This is a genomic window from Shewanella sp. 5_MG-2023 (genome assembly GCF_030547465.1).
Lineage (GTDB): Bacteria > Pseudomonadota > Gammaproteobacteria > Enterobacterales > Shewanellaceae > Shewanella.
Window position 1 is genome coordinate 1 of sequence record NZ_JAUORC010000030.1, and the last position, 18,826, is coordinate 18,826.

Here is an 18,826-nt window from a genome sequence, read left to right on the forward strand (position 1 = left end):
GTTACTTGAATTAGTTACTTGAATTAGTTACTTGAATTAGTTACTTGAATTAGTTACTTGAATTAGTTACTTGAATTAGTTACTTGAATTGGCTAAATGAATTGCTTGAATAAAAGCAGCAGTTGGTTACTTTGTATTAGTAAGCTGAGCCTGTCACGCCGGGGGCGCAGGTTCGAGTCCCGTCCGCTGCGCCAAACAGATTAGCCCTTGTCATAAGACAAGGGCTTTTTTGTGCCTGTAATTTATGCTGTTGGGCTTATTTTAATGAATTAGTTAATTGGATTAATTACTTGAATTAGTTACTTGAATTAGTTACTTCAATTGGCTAAATGAATTGCTTGAATAAAAGCAGCAGTTGGTTACTTTGTATTAGTAAGCTGAGCCTGTCACGCCGGGGGCGCAGGTTCGAGTCTCGTCCGCTGCGCCGAACAGATTAGCCCTTGTCATAAGACAAGGGCTTTTTTGTGCCTGTAATTTATGACATTGAATGTATTTATCTTAAGCTGAGTCTATTGTTCTGCGGCTTTAACGTGAAAATTATTAAGCTTTAGATACTTCCAATCAGCAGGTTAAAAGGTTGATGTTAAGTTAAAAAATTACGGTAGATGTTTTAATTAAGCCTTGCTCTGATGTGTAATTTAGTATTTTATTAAAGATACAAACTCGCGAGCTATATCGCAGAAAATATAAAAAAGGAATTGTCCATGGTAGAACACATAACTGGCATGCTCGCGCTGATTGGCGTGCTGTCTTTATTGTGTCAATGGTTAGGTTGGAAGTTTCGTCTTCCTGCAATATTACCGTTATTGTTATGCGGTTTGTTACTTGGTCCGGGGCTTGGCATTTTAGACCCTGATGCTATCTTTGGCGATTTGCTGTTTCCCATTATTTCATTGGGGGTCGCGGTTATTCTTTTTGAAGGCGCGTTAACCCTCAATTTTAAAGAAATCAAAGATCACGGCCGCATGGTGACAAACTTAGTGACCTTTGGTGCCTTTATAACTTGGGCTTGTATCGCCCCAGCCGCTCATTGGCTATTAGGCTTTGAATGGCCCATGGCGCTACTTTTTGGTGCATTAGTGGTAGTGACAGGTCCAACAGTAATAGTGCCTATGCTGCGCACAGTAAGGCCAAAATCAAACCTTGCCAGCATCTTACGCTGGGAAGGAATAGTCATAGACCCTATCGGGGCAATTTTGGCAGTATTAGTTTATGAATATATTGCTGTGGCGACCGCTGCAGATCCCACCACCCATATATTATTCGCTTTAGGCATGACATTACTGTTAGGTTTTGGACTTGGGGCGCTTGCTGGCTATCTCATTGGCATTGCACTTCGTAGTAATGTGTTTCCTCATTATCTTAAAAATACTGCGGTATTAACTATTATGCTGGGCGTCTTTGTTGGTTCTAATTTGATCCAAGAAGAGTCTGGGCTGTTAACCGTGACTGTGATGGGCATTTGGTTAGCGAATATGCGTGGGGTTGATATTGCGGATATTTTAGAGTTTAAAGAGACTCTTACCGTATTACTGATCTCCGCCTTGTTTATTTTATTAGCGGCAAGACTTAACTCGACCGCGATGCTTGATTTAGGTTGGGGCGGTGTCGGTGTCTTACTGGTCGTGTTGTTGGTTGCAAGGCCTCTGAGTATCTGGATTTCTGGTATTGGTACTAGTTTATCTAGAGCTGATAAATGGTTTTTAAGTTGGGTCGCACCAAGAGGGATAGTTGCAGCGGCAATTTCTTCGTTATTTGCCATTAAGCTTGAAGCTATTGGGGTTAATGGTGCCAGCTCGATAGTGCCATTAGTGTTTTTAATTATTATTGGCACTGTTGTAATACAAAGCTTAACGGCAGGCCCATGGGCTAAGTTTTTAGGTGTAAAGGCCGATTCATCACAAGGCTTACTGTTATTTGGTGCCTCTAAGTTTTCACGTGAGTTAGCTAAGGTGTTAACGGCTAAGCAAGTGAAAGTGGTATTAGCCGATAATAACTGGGACAACATTCGTCAAGCGAGAATGGCGAATATCCCGGTTTATTTTGGTAATCCGGCCTCTGAACACGCCGAAAACTTTATGGATTTAAGTGGTATAGGTCGAGTGCTAGTGTTATCTCCCTATCGTCAATTAAACCCTTTAGTGAGTTTTCATTTTCAAGACTTATTCGGTACCAATAAAGTGTATGGCTTAAATAATGCCGAAGGGGGAAGTGCCAGACATCAATTGTCAGAGTCTTATTTAAAGCGTTTGTGTTTATTTGGTGAGTCAATTTCTTATGCCAAAATAGCCAGTTACATGGCGAAAGGTGCTGTTATTAAAGTTACTAATATTACGGATAATTTTACATTTGAACACTTTAAACAGCGTTATGGTGAAACGGCGATGCCGTTAATTTACCTGACTAAAGATCAGAAAGTAAAAATTATTTCAGGTACTGAAATTAATGAATTACCAGTCGGTATCGAGTTAATTAGCCTATTGCCGAAAGAGGCGCAAGAGCAAGATATAATCCAACGTAATTTAGCTGAAGTAACAGAAAATGAAGACGCTAATGAGCAAGATGACTCTGGTGAAACTTTCGGCAATACATCAGCTTGAATTTGAATTTGACTAAAAATCAGCAATAAAAAAGCTTCGTATTAACGAAGCTTTTTTTATGGAATTTTTACTTAAAGCTTAAGTTAAAGCGTTTCTAACACCGATAACACCACTTCATGGTGGTTTTTGGTTTTAAATTTATCGAACACATGTACTATTTTGCCATCTTGACCAATGAGGAAGCTCAATCTATGGATACCGTCAGAGATTTTGCCCATGAATTGCTTCTCGCCCCACACGCCAAAGGCATCAGCAACGGCATGATCTTCATCACTGAGTAAGGCAAAGTTTAACTCTTGCTTGTCATTGAACTTAAGCAGTTTAGCAACTGGGTCAGGGCTTAAACCCAATACTGTGACATTATGATTTGCTAACTGGTCTTTGCTATCACGCAAGCCTTGAGCTTGCACTGTGCAACCAGGTGTTGATGCTTTAGGGTAAAAATAAACTAACACAGGGCCGGTTTTTAAAGCTTCAGTGAGAGAGACTGATTGGTCAAATTGATTTTGTAGGGTAAATTGTGGTGCTAAATCACCAAGGGTTAAGGTATTCATTTTATGTCCTTATTTTATATTCTATTTGTCACTGTTTTGCATATGATTGATAGAGCACTCAAGTGATAGTTCTTTTGCCAGTTCATGGATACTTTTTTCAAGCTTTATAAGATCAATTTTTTCCGGCACATTGATAGTAAATAAAATATGCTGCGTTAAATTATCGTCGTCAGCGTGAGAGCGCACCGCAGCAAGATCAAGGGAACGATCCGCTAAGAATTCGGTTATTCGCTTCATGGTGCCACGTTGATCTTGACCGTTAACATTGACCTCGATACGCGACACGTAATTTTGTGGTGTATGCTTGGAAGTACGTTTCATTACCATGAGTAATTCAAGCTGTACACTTAAGCTGGGTAACTGGGTTTCTATCTTTGTTATTGCTGCCCAAGAGCCTGAAATCATCATAATTAAGGTAAATTCATTACCAAAAAGTGCCATACGGCTATCGACGATGTCACAGTCACATTCACTTGCTAAACGGGCTAGACGACTTACTAAACCAGGGCGATCAGCACCCATAGCAGTAACGACCAGATAGTTGGTCATGGATTTTCCTCACTTTTTCGATATCATGGAGCGTAAACTAGCGAGCTAACGCAAAGTTTTTTTGCGGGCACTAATGCTACCATAACTAATGTAAAACCACATAAGTATGTCACTATGAAAGTTAATTCATATTAAAAATTTACTTCTTGGCATAACAACTTAGGTGTAAGATTGATTTCAATGAAATAAAGTACCTAACGTCATGATATAAAAAATATGCTTAGCCATTAAACAATCATCTGACGATGTAAATTTGTGCTTTAGTAAAAATGCATTTGAGAGCCCCCGTTAATGCTTGTCATTAGTTGTAGGCATCAGTAACATAGCGAATCCTGAAACCTTGGGGAATTTAGATGATAAACGGAAGCATCGTTGCCTTAATCACTCCTATGAATAGTGATGGCACAGTAGATTATAAAAGTCTTGAAAGACTGGTAGAGTTTCATATAGAGCAGGGGACTGATGCGATCGTTGCAGTCGGTACAACAGGTGAGTCTGCTACTTTACCCATTAAAGAACATGCACAAGTTGTGTCGCAAACTGTTAAATTTGCCGCAGGTCGTATACCCGTCATTGGTGGTAATGGCGCTAACGCCACTGCCGAAGCGATAGAACTTACCCAATCAATGGCTGATTCTGGCATTGTTGCCATGCTTGGGGTCACGCCTTATTACAATAAGCCTTCACCTAAGGGCTTAATTGCACATTATAAAGCTGTTGCAGCAAGTACTGATATCCCTCAAATTCTTTATAACGTCCCTGGACGTACTTCAGTGGATATGTTGCCTGAAACCGTGGCTGAATTAGTAGCGGTGGAAAATATTATCGGTGTTAAAGAAGCCACTGGCGATTTAACCCGTGTTGCTCGATTACGCGAGCTTTGCGGTCAGGATTTCAAACTTTATAGCGGCGATGATGCCACTGCGAGAGACTTTTTATTACTTGGCGGTGATGGTGTTATTTCGGTTGCTAATAATATTGTTCCAAAAGCATTTAAACAACTGTGTGATGCAGCATTAGCAGGTGACCATGCTTTATCCGAAAAACTGAACCTACCACTGAAAGGTTTATATGAGCATTTATTCTGCGAAGCTAACCCAATCCCTGTTAAATGGGCTGCGCATCAAATAGGTTTAATTAGCCAAGGACATATTCGTTTACCTTTAACTGAACTTTCTGAGCAGTTTCATGGTCAGTTGTTAGAAGCGATGAAACAAGCCCAGATAGAGGTAACACAATAAATGTTGAAGCAAGTCACTCCAATTTTACTTATAGCAGCAGTTTCTGCTTGTAGTTCACCGACAGATCGTCGCGTTGCCAATGGCAATGATGAATATGTTAACGCCAAAGAAGTCCCACTATTAGTTATTCCAGAAGGCTTGACTGAGCCAACTTATGGCCGTGAATACGACATTCCTAAAGTGGGTAACAAAGTTGATAAAGACTTAGTTGGAAAACGTCTGGATATTCGTCCTCCTTTACTGGTCTTGCCTATGTCTGAAGGTACGCGTATTGAAGAAGGCAGTGACAATATTAAAATTATTGTCGAATCAATTACGACCACAAAAGATCTAAAACAAGAAGTTTTTGATAATTTACATGGTTTCTTAGCAAAACATGAAGTACCTATCGAAAACGAAAATTATGACGAAGGTTTTATCGAAACAGGTTGGATAGACACGCAAGACGTCATAGAAACAAGCTGGTTCGGTGAGGACAAAGTGTATTTACTGCGTCAACGTTACCGTTATGAGGTCGATGTGAGTCCTCATGGTCGCTCAGGCAGCATGGGTATTGATCTCATTGAGCATGAAGAAAGCTACAATGGTGATGATCAGCAAGTGCTATTAACGGCAGAAGATAAACGCCGTTACACCGTTGATATGCTCAATAACACTATTGCTTACATCAGCTTAAAACGTGACAAGCAAATTAAAGCTGACCGTATTCAACAAAGTAAAGGTATTAACGTTGATCTAGTGGCTGAAACAGAAACCACTGGCGCTTATTACATTTCAGAAGTTGATTTCAATAAAACCTGGGATCGATTACGTATTGTATTGCCTGAGCTAGGTTTCGATATTGTTGATATGAACAGCGCCAAAGGTTTGTATTATATTGTCTTGGAAGAAACTGGCGGGTTCTGGAGTTCATTATGGGGCGAAGATAAGTTATCACTTGAAAAAGGTAACTATCGAATTGAGCTTGTTGAAACTGATGATAAAGATCAAACTGAAATCTTTATTAAAGATGCCGCAGGTGAGCCATTAGAAAATGAAACGATTACTGAAATCTATCGCGTAGTCAGCGAAGCAATGAAAGAAGATCGTAAAGTACGATAATGCGTTAAATTAACATTACCTAATTGTTCGTATTTTAGGCTATCAAAAAAAAGAGACAGTATTTACTGTCTCTTTTTTTATGCTTTAAAAACAGTAAAAATAGTCATTTAACCTTCTATATCGATTGTTTACCAATTAAAAAGCTAAGATTGATCTTAGTTAACCCCGATCCCGTATATTCCGCAAATGTTTCCTAAGTATGTTAATTGTAAGAAAAGGTAAAACACCTTGATACCAGTATGATGCTGAGTACACTAGCGGTTGGCTAAATCCCATAACATATCGTTTTTGAGTTTGATGAATGGAATCCCGATGAAAAAAATAATAATTCTCCTCGTTGCGTTACTGATAGGCTGGTTTACATACCAATCTATGAAGCCTACTGAAGAGGCCAAGGTGCGTGCTAAACCTATCCCAAACGTTGTTGTTGCTAAAGTGGCGATGTTGCCAGTAAGGGATGAGGTTGAGGCAATAGGAACCAACAAAGCGTTTGAGTCTATTACTATTACACCAAAAATCACTGAGAAAATCGCAGACATTAAATTTAACGATGGAGATGTGGTTAAAAAAGGCGATTTGCTGGTTCAATTACGTAACCGCGAGCAGCTAGCCAAAGTTAAAGCCGCTGAGTTTAAAGTCAGCGATAATTTACGTGAACTCGACAGAATTCGTAGTTTGGTTACCAGTAAAACGGTAGCAGAACTTGAGCGAGATAGATTACAAACCTTAATCGATACGACCCGCGCTGAGCTTGAGCAAGCTAAAGCTGCTTTGGGTGATCGCGCCATTCATGCACCATTTAGTGGTCGCTTGGGACTAAAGCTTGTCAGTGTCGGCAGTTTAGTGTCTCCAGGTACCCAAATATCGACCTTAGATGATGTCAGTAAAATTAAACTTGATTTCTCAGTGCCAGAGCGTTTTATCCAACAACTCAAATTAGGTAAAACCGTTGAAGCGAAAGCGATTGCTTATCCAGATCGTATATTTAAAGGTGTGGTCACATCTATTGATACAAGGGTAAACCCAACAACACGTGCTGTGGTAGTTCGCGCTATTATTGCCAATGACGATGCAGCGTTATTACCCGGCATGTTGATGAAAGTTAAACTGATTAAACAAAATCGTGAAACCTTATTATTACCAGAATCTGCCATCATTCCTATTCAATCAAAACACTATGTATACACAGTTAACGAAGAGAATATTGTCGAGCGAAAAGAAGTCACAATAGGCATTCGTAATCGAGGTTGGGTTGAAATTCTTGATGGTGTCGGAATTGGACAATCGGTCATTATCCGCGGGTTATTAAAAGTAAGACCGGGAGATGAAGTCACCACTCAGGCTGCAGAAGCGTTTAACTTTGCCAATGTCGCTGATGTGGAGAATGCGGCATGATCCTCACTGACATTTCCGTAAAGAGGCCGGTATTTGCTTCTGTTATTAGTATTTTAATTATTATTCTTGGCATGGTGTCATTTGATAAGTTACCTCTTAGAGAATACCCCAACATTGATCCACCGGTAGTATCGATTGATACCAATTATCGCGGCGCGAGTGCTTCAGTGGTTGAAAGTCGCATTACCCAATTAATTGAAGACAGAATTAGCGGCGTTGAAGGGATCAAACAAATTACCTCAAGTAGCCGTGATGGACGCTCTTCTATTACCTTAGAGTTTAATATCAACCGTGATATTGAAGCGGCGACCAATGATGTTCGAGACAGAATTTCAGGGTTACTGGATAACTTACCTGAAGAGGCAGATCCACCAGAAGTAGAGAAGTCTAATGGTGGTGATGAAGTGATCATGTGGCTCAATTTAGTGTCTGATCAAATGAACACCTTACAGTTAACTGATTATGCTAGACGCTATTTGGTTGATCGTTTTTCAGTCGTCGATGGCGTTGCCAATATTCGTTTAGGTGGCGGTAAAGTTTACGCCATGCGAGTGTGGATTGACCGCCAAGCTTTAGCTGCACGTAAACTTACCGTAGCGGATGTAGAATCTGCGCTGCGCTCAGAAAACGTCGAGCTTCCAGCGGGTTCTATTGAGTCAAAAGAGCGCCATTTTACTGTCAGGGTTGATAGAAGCTTTAGAACCGCTGAAGACTTTGCCAGCCTGGTTATTACCCAAGGTGATGATGGCTATTTAGTGAAGCTTGGTGATGTGGCTAAAGTGCAAATTGGCTCAGAAGAAGAGCGGATAATGTTCCGCGGTAATACTGAATCAATGATTGGCTTAGGGGTATCTAAACAATCAACCTCAAACACCTTAGAAGTCGCCCGTGCTGCCAATGCGTTAGTCGATGTTATTAATCCGACATTACCAGCAGGAATGGAGATTAAGCGCTCATACGACAGCTCAGTATTCATTGAAGCGTCAATTAAAGAGGTGTACCAAACCTTATTTATTGCGATGTTATTAGTGGTCGTGGTGATTTATCTGTTCCTAGGCAGTGTACGCGCTATGTTAATCCCCGCCTTAACGGTTCCAGTATCGTTAATGGGCACTTTTATTGTCTTATATTCATTAGGTTATACCATCAACTTATTGACCCTACTGGCGATGATCCTTGCCATTGGTATGGTGGTTGATGATGCCATTGTGATGCTAGAAAATATTCACCGCCGGATTGAGCAAGGTGACTCGCCATTAAAAGCGGCCTACTTAGGTGGTCGTGAAGTTGCTTTTGCTGTCGTCGCTACCACATTGGTGCTAATAGCCGTGTTTATGCCTATTACGTTCTTAGAAGGGGATTTAGGTAAGCTATTTAAAGAGTTTGCGGTCACCATGAGCGCCGCAGTTATATTCTCAAGCTTAGTAGCCTTAACGCTAAGTCCAATGATGTGCTCTAAGTTGCTTAAACCCGCCGGTGAAAGCACTTGGTTAGTACGTAAAGTCGATGACGTGATGGATAAGTTATCTGCTATTTATCAATCGCATTTGGTGAGTGCGATTAAAAAGCCCTATCTTATCGGCGTAATTGTCGTGGTGGCTTTTGCGTTAAGTGGCTACTTGCTTAAACAAGTACCTCAGGAATTTGCCCCTCGCGAAGATAGAGGCTCAATGTTTTTGGTGGTTAATGGCCCTGAAGGAGCAAGCTTTGAGTACATTGAAAAGTACATGGATGAAATTGAAGGCCGTTTAATGCCATTAGTTGAATCGGGTGATGTGAAACGCTTATTGATCCGCGCTCCTCGTGGTTTTGGTCGCTCAGCAAACTTTTCAAACGGCATGGCGATTATCGTTTTAGAAGATTGGGCCGAGCGACGTCCTGCCAGTGAAATTATTACTGATATTCGCGCTCGAATTTCGGACTTAGCAGGGGTCAGGGCATTTCCCATTATGCGTCAAGCCTTTGGCCGTGGTGTCGGTAAGCCTGTGCAGTTTGTATTAGGTGGTCCAAGTTATGAAGAGTTAGCTTTATGGCGAGACATCATCATGGAAAAAGCTAAAGAAAATCCGATGTTAACCGGGCTTGATCATGATTATAAAGAAACCAAACCTCAACTTAGAGTGTCAATTGATAAAGACAGGGCTGCTGATTTAGGGGTGTCAATATCACATGTGGGCAGAACCTTAGAATCGATGCTGGGCTCACGTTTAGTGACGACCTTCATGCGAGAAGGGGAAGAATATGATGTGATCATTGAAGGTAATCGTGAAAATCAAAATACTGCTACGGATTTAGAAAATATCTACGTGAGATCTGATCGAACCGGCGAGTTAGTGCCACTATCGAATATTGTCACTGTAGAAGAGTATGCTGATGCCAGCTCTTTAAATCGCTATAACCGCATGCGGGCGATCACTATCGAAGCAAACTTGGCTGATGGCTATAGTCTAGGTGAAGCGTTAGATTATCTTAATGATTTATCCTATACCTATTTGCCTGCTGAAGCGGTGATTAGTTATAAAGGGCAATCGCTGGATTATCAAAGTTCAGGCAACTCCATGTACTTTGTGTTTATCCTAGCGTTAGGTATTGTGTTCTTAGTATTGGCGGCGCAATTTGAAAGTTATGTGCATCCTATGGTGATTATGCTTACAGTACCTCTGGCTACGCTAGGCGCATTAATTGGCCTATGGTTTACCGGACAAAGTATCAATATTTACAGTCAAATTGGTATTATTATGCTGGTGGGGCTAGCGGCTAAAAATGGTATTTTGATTGTTGAATTTGCCAACCAATTGCGTGACAAAGGCATTGAGTTTGAACAAGCAGTCATTCAAGCCTCATCCCAACGTTTAAGACCGATCCTCATGACCGGTATTACCACTGCAGCTGGTGCTATTCCATTGGTGCTATCAAGTGGTGCGGGCTCTGAAACACGTTTTGTGATTGGCGTGGTAGTGTTATCAGGTATTTTGTTAGCAACCTTCTTCACCTTGTTAGTGATCCCGGTGGCTTACAGTATCTTTGCCCGAAACAGTAGCTCGCCTGAAGCGATTGCCAAGCAACTAAAACAAGAGTTAACGACTTAGTGACAATCTGCTTAAGTGAATTAGCTGTTATAAACGCTATGTTGACTTAAGCACTTCAAAAAGCCAGTTGTGAATAGTCACAACTGGCTTTTTTATGTCTGTATAGTGACAACTCAGTGACAACCCTATAATTCACAGCTAATCGAAGGTTAACGATGAAAAAATCCGACAAGAAACGTGATAACCAAATTCGTCAGCAGTTAACACTGGTGTGTGATTTATTAATGTCAGAGTGTGAGGGCTTTCAATGGCTCACGCATTCGGTAAACTACACCGCTTTTCCTAAATCGTTAAAAGTGATTTGTGTATTTAGTAATGAGGCGCAAATAACCAAGGTCAAATTAGCCAAGCAAGATGCGTTTATTGTGCAGATGATAAGCCATTATTTACAGGCTGTTTCTGTGGAGATAACTGCTGGGCAGATTGTATTAGACAGTGAAGCGGCATGTGATAGTCAACATGAGGGTAATTGGGCAAAGCGTTTAACTTAAGTCATTATTATTTTGCTTAACACTAGGGTAATTAGCGCAGCTTAACTTGGGTTTACAGCAAATAAAAAAGGGAAAGCAATGCTTTCCCTTTTGGTATTTTTAGTTAGCTTTAAAAAGTGAGTTAAGCCGCTTTAACTTGCTTGGCTTCACTAACAACCTTTGCTTCAAGCTCTTCAGGGTCAAAGTCATCAACATTGATTGACTTCATACGACCAATTTCAGCTCTTTCAAGTAAGGCCACTTCAGTATCACTTAACACACCTAAGGCTTTACCTTGTGCAGCGACTTTATCTAACCACATAAATGGTAGGCGTTTACCGGCAGCTTTACAGACTTTGTCGTATAAAGGCTCTGAAGCTAAAATATCTAATAAAGTTTGCTCTTGAATACCTACCGCATTGTGCTCTGAAGCTGTCCAGAATTGGCCTTGGCCTAAACGGTCACGACTGGCACATGGCGTTTGCATAATTTTAGACACTTTATGGTCTAATACATCGCTAGGACGTTTTAGTGGGCGACCAAATGGGAAGATAACAGCGCGAAGTGCAATGCCAAGACCCATAGGGAAGTTATCCAGTAAGTCATCTAAAGATGTTTGTAGTTTATGTAGTGAATCTTCTACAGCCCATTGAACTAACGGTAAATCTTCAGTTAAACGACCATCATCTTCATAACGCTTAAGCGTTGCAGACGCTAAATATAGCTGACTTAATAAATCACCTAAGCGTGCTGAAATACGTTCTTTACGCTTAAGGTTACCGCCAAGTGTTGCCATCGCTAAATCCGAAAGCAGGGCTAAGTTAGCACTGAAACGATTCATCTGCTGATAATAACGTTTCGTTTTATCATTATAAGGTGATTTGGTGAAGCGGCTAGAAGTAACGCCCATCCAGAAACTTCTTACAAAATTAGACATCGCAAAGCCAATATGACCGAAGATGGCAGCATCGAAGTTACTTAAGCCTTGACCCGATGTGGTATCAAAAGCAGATTCCATTTCAGCTAATACATATGGATGACAGCGAATAGCGCCTTGTCCATAAATAATCATAGAACGGGTTAAAATGTTGGCACCTTCAACGGTAATTGCAATCGGCGCTGCTTGATAACCACGACCCAAATAGTTATTTGGACCTAGACATACACCTTTACCGCCGTGAATATCCATGGCGTCGATAACACACTTTTGCATTCTATCGGTTAAATGGAATTTAACGATGGCAGAGATAACTGATGGCTTTTCACCTAGACCAATCCCCACAGTAGTTAATGAACTTACAGCATCCATCAAGTAAGCATTACCGCCAATACGTGCCATTGGCTCTTCAATACCTTCTAATTTACCGATAGGTAGTTTGAACTGACGACGAATTCGAGCGTAAGCACCTGTAGCTAATGCAGCTGTTTTAACGCCACCAGCAGAGTTTGACGGCAGGGTAATACCACGGCCTACAGAGAGACATTCAACTAGCATGCGCCAGCCTTGACCGGCCATTTCAGGGCCACCAATGATAAAGCTCAGTGGCACGAATACTTCGTTGCCACGAGTTGGACCATTTTGGAACATACAGTTCAATGGGAAGTGACGACGACCGGTTTCAACCCCTTGAATATCAGTAGGGATAAGGGCACAAGTAATACCTAAATCTTCGGTATCACCTAATAAGCTGTCAGGGTCGCGTAATTTAAATGCCAAACCTAATACTGTCGCCACTGGTGCTAAGGTAATGTAGCGTTTGTTCCATGTTAGTTTCATACCTAACACTTCTTCGCCTTCCCATTCACCTTTACAGACGATACCAAAATCAGGGATCGCGCCAGCATCACTACCAGCTTCTGGGCTAGTAAGTGCAAAACAAGGCACTTCAAGACCTTTAGCTAAACGCGGTAAATAATGATCTTGTTGTTCAGTCGTACCATAGTGTTGCAGTAACTCACCAGGGCCTAGAGAGTTTGGTACCCCAACCGTTGATGCAAGTTCACTACTCACGCCAGCTAATTTTTGCAATACACGTGACTGAGCATAAGCTGAGTATTCAAGACCACCGTATTTCTTTTTGATGATCATGGCGAAGAAGCCTTCGTCTTTTAAGTATTGCCAAACTTCTTGTGGAAGGTCAGCTAGCTCATGTGAAACCTGATGTTGGTTAACCATTTTACACACAGTTTCAACTGGGCCATCTAAAAACGCTTGCTCTTCAGCAGTTAAACGCGCTTTAGGGTAGTTATGTAATTTATTCCAGTTAGGGTTACCAGCGAATAAGTCAGCTTCCCACCAGGTTGTACCTGCTTCAATGGCTTCTTTTTCAGTGGTAGACATTTCAGGCATGATGCCTTGATATACTTTAAGCAGTGGACGTGAGATGAAATTCTGACGAAATGATTTAACATTTAAAGGTAATGCTAAAACTATATAGACAACCCAAGCTAGACTGCCAACAATATCTAATACACTACCAATTAACATTACAACTGCTGCTGCAATTGTTGCTGTTAATAACGACACCCGCAAGTAAGTTGCTGCGCCGAGTACCGCGATCATGGCGATGATCCAAATAAGTGTCTCCACTGTCTTTCTCCTTAAAAGTGTTTAATATTTAAACACCTACAAATTAATGATCCTATTCACAGAACTGACCGTGGTCTGACCTGTATCACATAAAATTAAACCTAACTGGCGCTGATTACAAGTTATTTCAAACAATTGTTTAAAATATTTTGTTTAATAAAAATGCCAATTTTTTTCTGCACTAGGTACAATATAAATTACGTAATATTTTGAGTTAATTATATTTTTAAGGCGTGTTTCATGTGTGAGTTACTAGCGATGAGCGCTAATGTCCCAACGGATATTGTATTTAGTTTCACAGGCTTAGCTGAAAGAGGTGGTGTTACTGGGCCACATGTTGATGGTTGGGGGATCACTTTTTATGAAGGCAAGGGCAGCCGCACCTTTAAAGATGCTCGTCCTAGCAGTGAATCCCATGTCGCTCAGCTCATTAAATCTTATCCAATCAAAAGTGAGATTGTCGTCAGTCATATTCGTCAAGCAAACCGTGGCTGTGTTGCGCTGGAAAATACCCATCCTTTCACCCGCGAGTTATGGGGCCGATATTGGACTTATGCCCATAATGGACAGTTATCAGACTACCAAAATAAGTTTCAAGTAAATCATTTTCAGCCTGTTGGGGACACCGACAGTGAGCTGGCATTTTGCTGGATTATGGAACAGGTGTTAGGTGAGTTTGGTCATACGCCACCCGATGACATGAAACAGGTGTTTGAATTTGTAGCAACGCTGGCTGATGACATTCGAGCTTTAGGTGTTTTTAATATGATCCTAAGTGATGGTGTCGATTTAATGAGTTATTGCACTAATAATTTGTGCTTCATTACCCGCCGTGCGCCTTTTGGCAAAGCCAAATTAATCGATACTGATGTGGTTATTGATTTTAATAAAGAAACGACACCCAATGATGTCGTTACAGTGATTGCTACTCGTCCGCTGACAAAAAACGAACAGTGGCATATTTTACAGCCTGGCGAATGGAAGTTATTTAGGCAAGGCGAATTACTGATTAACAGTTAATCCAGCGTTTGCTTTAGTAACAGCTGTATCGGATTCTATTGCTTGCTGAATTTGATAATTATCTAACTGAATATCAAGCTGCTTACTACCTTTAGAAAAATGACTTAAACGCACGGGTAAGTAGTTTAATTCTGGCGCCATCCAAAAAAAGGTTTGGCGCTTTTTACTTTTTCGTACCACTTCTATTTTTACGGTTTGATAAGTGCCACTGTCTAATATCACTTGTTCTTTGCCGACAATTTTAAATTCATAATCATCAAACTCTTTTTCTTTGACCATTTTGTATTTAAGCAATTCGGGTTGGCGGTACATATCCATTCTAAATATTAATTGAGATACCAAGGGATCGTAGATATCCTCGGCAAAGGGTAATTTCTCTCTTTCGTCTTTATATATGGTGTGGATAACGCCTTGTCCAGCAGCAAAGGCGGTTTGCTCTGTGTAGTCAGATCCGGTGCCGCTACGTTTACTCATATAGCGGATGGGCTTAACCTTGCCATCTTCGAGTTTGAACTCACTATTAAGATTACGCACATCCGATAGCATTAATAAGCTGATATCGCTATCAAAGCGATAGTTATAGTAGCCATTATCACTTTCAGGCAACTGGTAGCGAGCTTTACCGAGTTCGATACTGCCATAGAACACCCGATATTCAGCAGAGTGAGGGGTTAATGCTTTGAGGTACTCGAGGTTTTCCTTGTCATCAGAAGCGACAGCATTAGGGGCCTGAGACAATGTAATGACAATAATATTGGCTAATAAAGCGGTGAATTTTCTAATCAAAGTAATACCTACCCATGCAATATTTAAAAAGGTAACGACATGACAAGGGTTGCAATGTCAGGGCGCCATTCATATTTTGACAATGAAACCTTGCCTTGGTTCACTTCTACTCCATCTGATCTTAGTCGCTGTTGCTGATTTTGGAAATGAATAGAATTGACTTTAAAAGAAATTTTTCCTTGGCTGTTAATCACTCTATACCAAGGTAAGTTTAGGTTATCGGGGGCGTCTTTGAGTGCTTTAGACACATACCTGGCTCTACCTGGTAGCCCAGCTAAGTCAGCCACTTTACCATAAGCTAAAACATGACCTGTGGGGATCATATTTACAATAAACCAAATTCTTTGCTTTGGGCTAAGGTTTTCCATTGATGGCTTTTGATCAGGTATGGGATGATAATTTATTGTAACCCGCTTTGGTGTTGCGAGTTAAGTAGACAATAGTAAGTATTCAATAGCCAGCTTATGAGTGTTGGTTATCGCTCATGGTTGATGAGCGATACTTTTTGAGTGAGTTTATAACATTGAGACGAAATACTGACAGGGTTAATACTGTGGATATAAAGCAGGTTTATATGACTGTTAAATAAATACACAAGAAATGAGACAAGGCGCCTGCAAGTACAAATAAATGCCAAATAGCATGATTATAAGGAATACGCTTATTGACATAAAAAATAACCCCGATGCTATAAAAAGCCCCACCTGCAAGTAATAGGTTAAAGCCTAAATCTGACATGCCTTTGATTAAATCTCCCATGATGGTGACACAAAGCCAGCCCATAACAAGATACAAAATAACACTTAGCCCTTTGAAGCGGCCAATAAATAAGGTTTTAAAAATAATACCGCCTAAGGCTAATAACCATATTGCAGTTAGTATTAGCGTAGCACTATCATTTTGAAGGCTAATTGACATTAAAGGTGTGTATGTACCAGCAATAAGCAAATAGATTGCACAGTGATCAGCCATTTTAAAGCGTTTACGCCATAAGGGGCTTTTACTGGAATGGTATAAGGTTGAGGCCAGAAAAAGCATAATAATACTTAATCCATACACAGTGATCCCGATAGTGTCAGCGATATTAAGTTGGCCATTCGCTTTTATTAGCATTGCAATTAGCGCGGCGATACCCGCAAGTACCCCTATACCATGGGTGATACTGTTAGCTAATTCCTCAATCACACCATAGTCTGACTTTGATGTAGGTGTTGGTGCTAATGTTTGATTAGCATCTAACTCAAGTGACATAGTTGCATACAACCTTGTTAAGCAATTTACATTGAGTCTACCAGCAATATTCATAATAGGCCATGACTTTAGCGTACACGTGTAAGCTTAAGTTTGACGCTATGATAACTGTCTGATTTTGTGGGGAGTCGTGTGTCATCGACATAAATTAAATGAACTTAATGGCTTTTTTATCATCTAGTTTATGGTCAGCTTGTGGTTGAAGTCTGATCTAGCACGATTTATATCCAGTGATTCAAAAGCGACAGGAGGCGCAAGTAATGAACCAAGGTGGTGATAAACATTTAACACAAGGATTGGCAGCAAACACTAATTTTGAACCGGGTGCTAGTGGAAATTCGACAGGCTTAAATGGCACACAAGTTTCACATGGACAGCTTTACATAAATGCAAGCCGCCAAGAATCTGCGGTTGAAGTGATAGATTTCTGTGATCATGTTGTGAAGTTACAAACGGCGAATGCAACTAGCACTGAAGTAACTAGCACTGAAATAATGAGCACTGATGTAATTAAAGCCCAAACATTACCGCTGATCTGTGGGCTGATCGACAATCAAAATAATCACGGTCGCTTTTTAAAACAAAATTCTGATAACGAGTTTAAAAAGATACTGACATCACCATCGAGCATTATTGTTGCAGGGCTACATGTTGTGCTGGTGTTTATGTTATTTTCCTTAGCTGATAACACCATTAGCCATTTTGTCGAGATCAGCCGTGAACAAGCCGTTAAAGCTGCGACATCTGAAAGTAACAACCAAGAAATAAAAGCCTACTTTTTAACGGCTGAGCAAATTACCCAGCTAGCTAAGACCCTGCCAAGTGAACAAGCCTTGATTGAAGAGGTCGTCAGTGAAGTCATTACCAATGAAGAAATAATCGATCAAACTATATCGAACAAACAAAGTACTAATAAGGTTGTCGATACAAGCTCAATAGCCCCTGCAGTTGCAACTAGCCCAAAAGATACTGTTAATCACAAGGCAATTTCCCCAAAGCCTATTGACCAAAAAGATATTAACCAAAAAGCTGTTAACCAAAAGCCCATTGACTACAAGCCCATAATTGAAAAATTGCCAATAGCAGAAGCAGTGCAAGCCGAAACGCACCAGTTCGATTGGTCTTCAGTTGATAGCATGTATCTGCAGCAGCAAAAAGATAGCAGTAACGAACATCTATTTAAGCCACAATTGTTTAATGAAACCATCTCAGAGGCCAATACCATAACAAGCGACAATTTATCGGCCATCAATCAAGCTAGCCATTTCTTTATAAATAAACTCAATCAACAACAAGTTAATCAGCAAATAAGTCAGCAAGCCCATTTAGCGACTTCTGTTAGTGGTGCCAGCACCAGTGAGTTAACCCCTGAAATGGATGATATAGAATTAATAGTAATAGAAGATAAGCGCCAACCAACTACCCTCAATCATCGTTTAGATCCAAATAGAATTGTTAAGATTGGTGAAACTTGCCATCGATTGGTGGCATTACCAACCCAAATTAACCCTTATGCCGAAGGCTTAGATTTAGGACACCCATGTGAAGGAGGCAAAACAAAAAAAGCACTAAATAACGCCATTCAACAACGCTTATCGAAACTTAAATTACCTTGAACTGTTCAGACTTTCACAGAAGATTTATTTCAACAACATCAAAAATGAATAATATTTATCAAATTTATTTATCAAATTATTTCTGTATTAACTGGGTCTTAATCGCTTGGTTGTAAATTAAATTCATATATAACAGTATTTTAATTAGTGAAATAATTTAACTCATATTCCAATTCGAAAATTGTCAAAGACTTGTATTTTATTAAATAAGCTGACTATACTGCAGCCATCTTGTCGGAGTGCCTTTATGGCTGAGACCGTTTATTCGGGATCCGTTGAACCTGATCAGGCTAGAACCTGCGAAGGAAACAAGCAGTTAATTTGCTTATTTTTACCCTACAGTCAGCAGCAATTTTATAGTGAATGGCTGCGTGGCTAGATCATAAATATTAGTGCAAAATAAAAGATAGAATTAATTAAAGCAGAGTTATTGCTGAAGTTAATTTAACCCGCCATTTGCCGATATTTAAGGTCCAAAGTTAAGGTGTAAATTCAAGTCAATTACAGAGTTAATGTTAACTCGCTCGTCATCAACAATTCTCCAGGCAAGCAACTCTATTTTTT

14 protein-coding genes and 1 riboswitch are annotated in these 18,826 nt (G+C 40.3%); of the genes, 8 read left to right on the forward strand and 6 right to left on the reverse strand.

Annotated elements, in window-relative coordinates; genetic code table 11:
- The first annotated feature begins 704 nt into the window (after positions 1 to 704).
- Positions 705 to 2,600 carry a sodium:proton antiporter gene (locus tag Q4557_RS16415; RefSeq protein ID WP_102437787.1) on the forward strand — a complete coding sequence of 632 codons (1,896 nt, stop codon included), beginning with the start codon at positions 705 to 707 and terminating at the stop codon, positions 2,598 to 2,600.
- A gap of 83 nt (positions 2,601 to 2,683) precedes the next feature.
- Here Q4557_RS16415 and bcp read toward each other — a convergent pair whose 3' ends face one another.
- Both bcp and Q4557_RS16425 read right to left on the reverse strand, forming a co-directional pair.
- The gene (gene bcp, locus Q4557_RS16420) at positions 2,684 to 3,154 is read right to left on the reverse strand and encodes a thioredoxin-dependent thiol peroxidase (RefSeq protein WP_303414008.1); all 471 of its coding nucleotides are present in this window, start codon (positions 3,152 to 3,154) and stop codon (positions 2,684 to 2,686) included.
- Positions 3,155 to 3,175: 21 nt separating this feature from the next.
- Complete coding sequence (locus Q4557_RS16425) at positions 3,176 to 3,703, reverse strand: glycine cleavage system protein R (RefSeq protein WP_102437160.1); 528 nt, start codon at positions 3,701 to 3,703, stop codon at positions 3,176 to 3,178.
- Between the two features lie 353 nt (positions 3,704 to 4,056).
- Between Q4557_RS16425 and dapA the strand changes: the two genes are divergently transcribed.
- From dapA to Q4557_RS16450, 5 genes are all read left to right on the forward strand, one after another.
- On the forward strand, positions 4,057 to 4,944 hold the full coding sequence (gene dapA / locus Q4557_RS16430; RefSeq protein ID WP_102475506.1) for a 4-hydroxy-tetrahydrodipicolinate synthase: 888 nt from the start codon (positions 4,057 to 4,059) through the stop codon (positions 4,942 to 4,944).
- Positions 4,945 to 6,045: an outer membrane protein assembly factor BamC gene (gene bamC / locus Q4557_RS16435; protein ID WP_102437164.1), complete on the forward strand. Its 1,101-nt coding sequence runs from the start codon at positions 4,945 to 4,947 to the stop codon at positions 6,043 to 6,045.
- Positions 6,046 to 6,357: 312 nt separating this feature from the next.
- On the forward strand, positions 6,358 to 7,440 hold the full coding sequence (locus Q4557_RS16440) for an efflux RND transporter periplasmic adaptor subunit (RefSeq protein ID WP_102475507.1): 1,083 nt from the start codon (positions 6,358 to 6,360) through the stop codon (positions 7,438 to 7,440).
- Positions 7,437 to 10,529: an efflux RND transporter permease subunit gene (locus Q4557_RS16445; RefSeq protein ID WP_303414012.1), complete on the forward strand. Its 3,093-nt coding sequence runs from the start codon at positions 7,437 to 7,439 to the stop codon at positions 10,527 to 10,529. The genes Q4557_RS16440 and Q4557_RS16445 overlap by 4 nt, the downstream gene beginning before the upstream one ends.
- Positions 10,530 to 10,684: 155 nt before the next feature.
- Positions 10,685 to 11,020: a Fis family transcriptional regulator gene (locus tag Q4557_RS16450; RefSeq protein ID WP_102437170.1), complete on the forward strand. Its 336-nt coding sequence runs from the start codon at positions 10,685 to 10,687 to the stop codon at positions 11,018 to 11,020.
- A gap of 121 nt (positions 11,021 to 11,141) precedes the next feature.
- Here Q4557_RS16450 and fadE read toward each other — a convergent pair whose 3' ends face one another.
- Positions 11,142 to 13,589, reverse strand: coding sequence for an acyl-CoA dehydrogenase FadE (gene fadE, locus Q4557_RS16455; protein WP_102437172.1), 2,448 nt, complete (start codon positions 13,587 to 13,589; stop codon positions 11,142 to 11,144).
- 240 nt (positions 13,590 to 13,829) lie between these two features.
- Between fadE and Q4557_RS16460 the strand changes: the two genes are divergently transcribed.
- Positions 13,830 to 14,609: a class II glutamine amidotransferase gene (locus Q4557_RS16460; protein ID WP_102437174.1), complete on the forward strand. Its 780-nt coding sequence runs from the start codon at positions 13,830 to 13,832 to the stop codon at positions 14,607 to 14,609.
- On the opposite strand, the gene Q4557_RS16465 is transcribed toward Q4557_RS16460, so the two are convergent.
- The 3 genes from Q4557_RS16465 to Q4557_RS16475 all read right to left on the reverse strand — a co-directional run bounded on the left by Q4557_RS16465 (position 14,592) and on the right by Q4557_RS16475 (position 16,646).
- Entirely contained in the window at positions 14,592 to 15,395 is an 804-nt protein-coding gene (locus Q4557_RS16465; RefSeq protein ID WP_241901099.1) for a DUF3108 domain-containing protein, read from the reverse strand. The two genes, Q4557_RS16460 and Q4557_RS16465, sit on opposite strands and share 18 nt — an antisense overlap.
- Positions 15,396 to 15,418: 23 nt before the next feature.
- Positions 15,419 to 15,763 (reverse strand): MGMT family protein, encoded by a 345-nt coding sequence (locus tag Q4557_RS16470; protein WP_102437176.1) that lies wholly within the window; start codon positions 15,761 to 15,763, stop codon positions 15,419 to 15,421.
- A 202-nt stretch (positions 15,764 to 15,965) separates the two neighbouring features.
- Positions 15,966 to 16,646, reverse strand: coding sequence for a hemolysin III family protein (locus Q4557_RS16475; protein WP_102475510.1), 681 nt, complete (start codon positions 16,644 to 16,646; stop codon positions 15,966 to 15,968).
- Positions 16,647 to 16,906: 260 nt separating this feature from the next.
- Between Q4557_RS16475 and Q4557_RS16480 the strand changes: the two genes are divergently transcribed.
- Entirely contained in the window at positions 16,907 to 18,262 is a 1,356-nt protein-coding gene (locus Q4557_RS16480; protein ID WP_303414018.1) for a hypothetical protein, read from the forward strand.
- Between the two features lie 225 nt (positions 18,263 to 18,487).
- Positions 18,488 to 18,587: riboswitch (TPP riboswitch) on the forward strand.
- The last annotated feature ends 239 nt before the right edge of the window (positions 18,588 to 18,826 follow it).

Bases quoted from the DNA above. Each gene is read 5' to 3' on its own strand.
- Q4557_RS16415 (WP_102437787.1), top strand. From the start codon at position 705: ATGGTAGAACACATAACTGGCATGCTCGCGCTGATTGGCGTGCTGTCT.
- Q4557_RS16450 (WP_102437170.1), top strand. From the start codon at position 10,685: ATGAAAAAATCCGACAAGAAACGTGATAACCAAATTCGTCAGCAGTTA.
- Q4557_RS16445 (WP_303414012.1), top strand. From the start codon at position 7,437: ATGATCCTCACTGACATTTCCGTAAAGAGGCCGGTATTTGCTTCTGTT.
- dapA (WP_102475506.1), top strand. From the start codon at position 4,057: ATGATAAACGGAAGCATCGTTGCCTTAATCACTCCTATGAATAGTGAT.
- bcp (WP_303414008.1), bottom strand. From the start codon at position 3,154: ATGAATACCTTAACCCTTGGTGATTTAGCACCACAATTTACCCTACAA.
- Q4557_RS16480 (WP_303414018.1), top strand. From the start codon at position 16,907: ATGAACCAAGGTGGTGATAAACATTTAACACAAGGATTGGCAGCAAAC.
- Q4557_RS16470 (WP_102437176.1), bottom strand. From the start codon at position 15,763: ATGGAAAACCTTAGCCCAAAGCAAAGAATTTGGTTTATTGTAAATATG.
- Q4557_RS16460 (WP_102437174.1), top strand. From the start codon at position 13,830: ATGTGTGAGTTACTAGCGATGAGCGCTAATGTCCCAACGGATATTGTA.
- bamC (WP_102437164.1), top strand. From the start codon at position 4,945: ATGTTGAAGCAAGTCACTCCAATTTTACTTATAGCAGCAGTTTCTGCT.
- Q4557_RS16440 (WP_102475507.1), top strand. From the start codon at position 6,358: ATGAAAAAAATAATAATTCTCCTCGTTGCGTTACTGATAGGCTGGTTT.
- Q4557_RS16425 (WP_102437160.1), bottom strand. From the start codon at position 3,703: ATGACCAACTATCTGGTCGTTACTGCTATGGGTGCTGATCGCCCTGGT.
- Q4557_RS16475 (WP_102475510.1), bottom strand. From the start codon at position 16,646: ATGTCACTTGAGTTAGATGCTAATCAAACATTAGCACCAACACCTACA.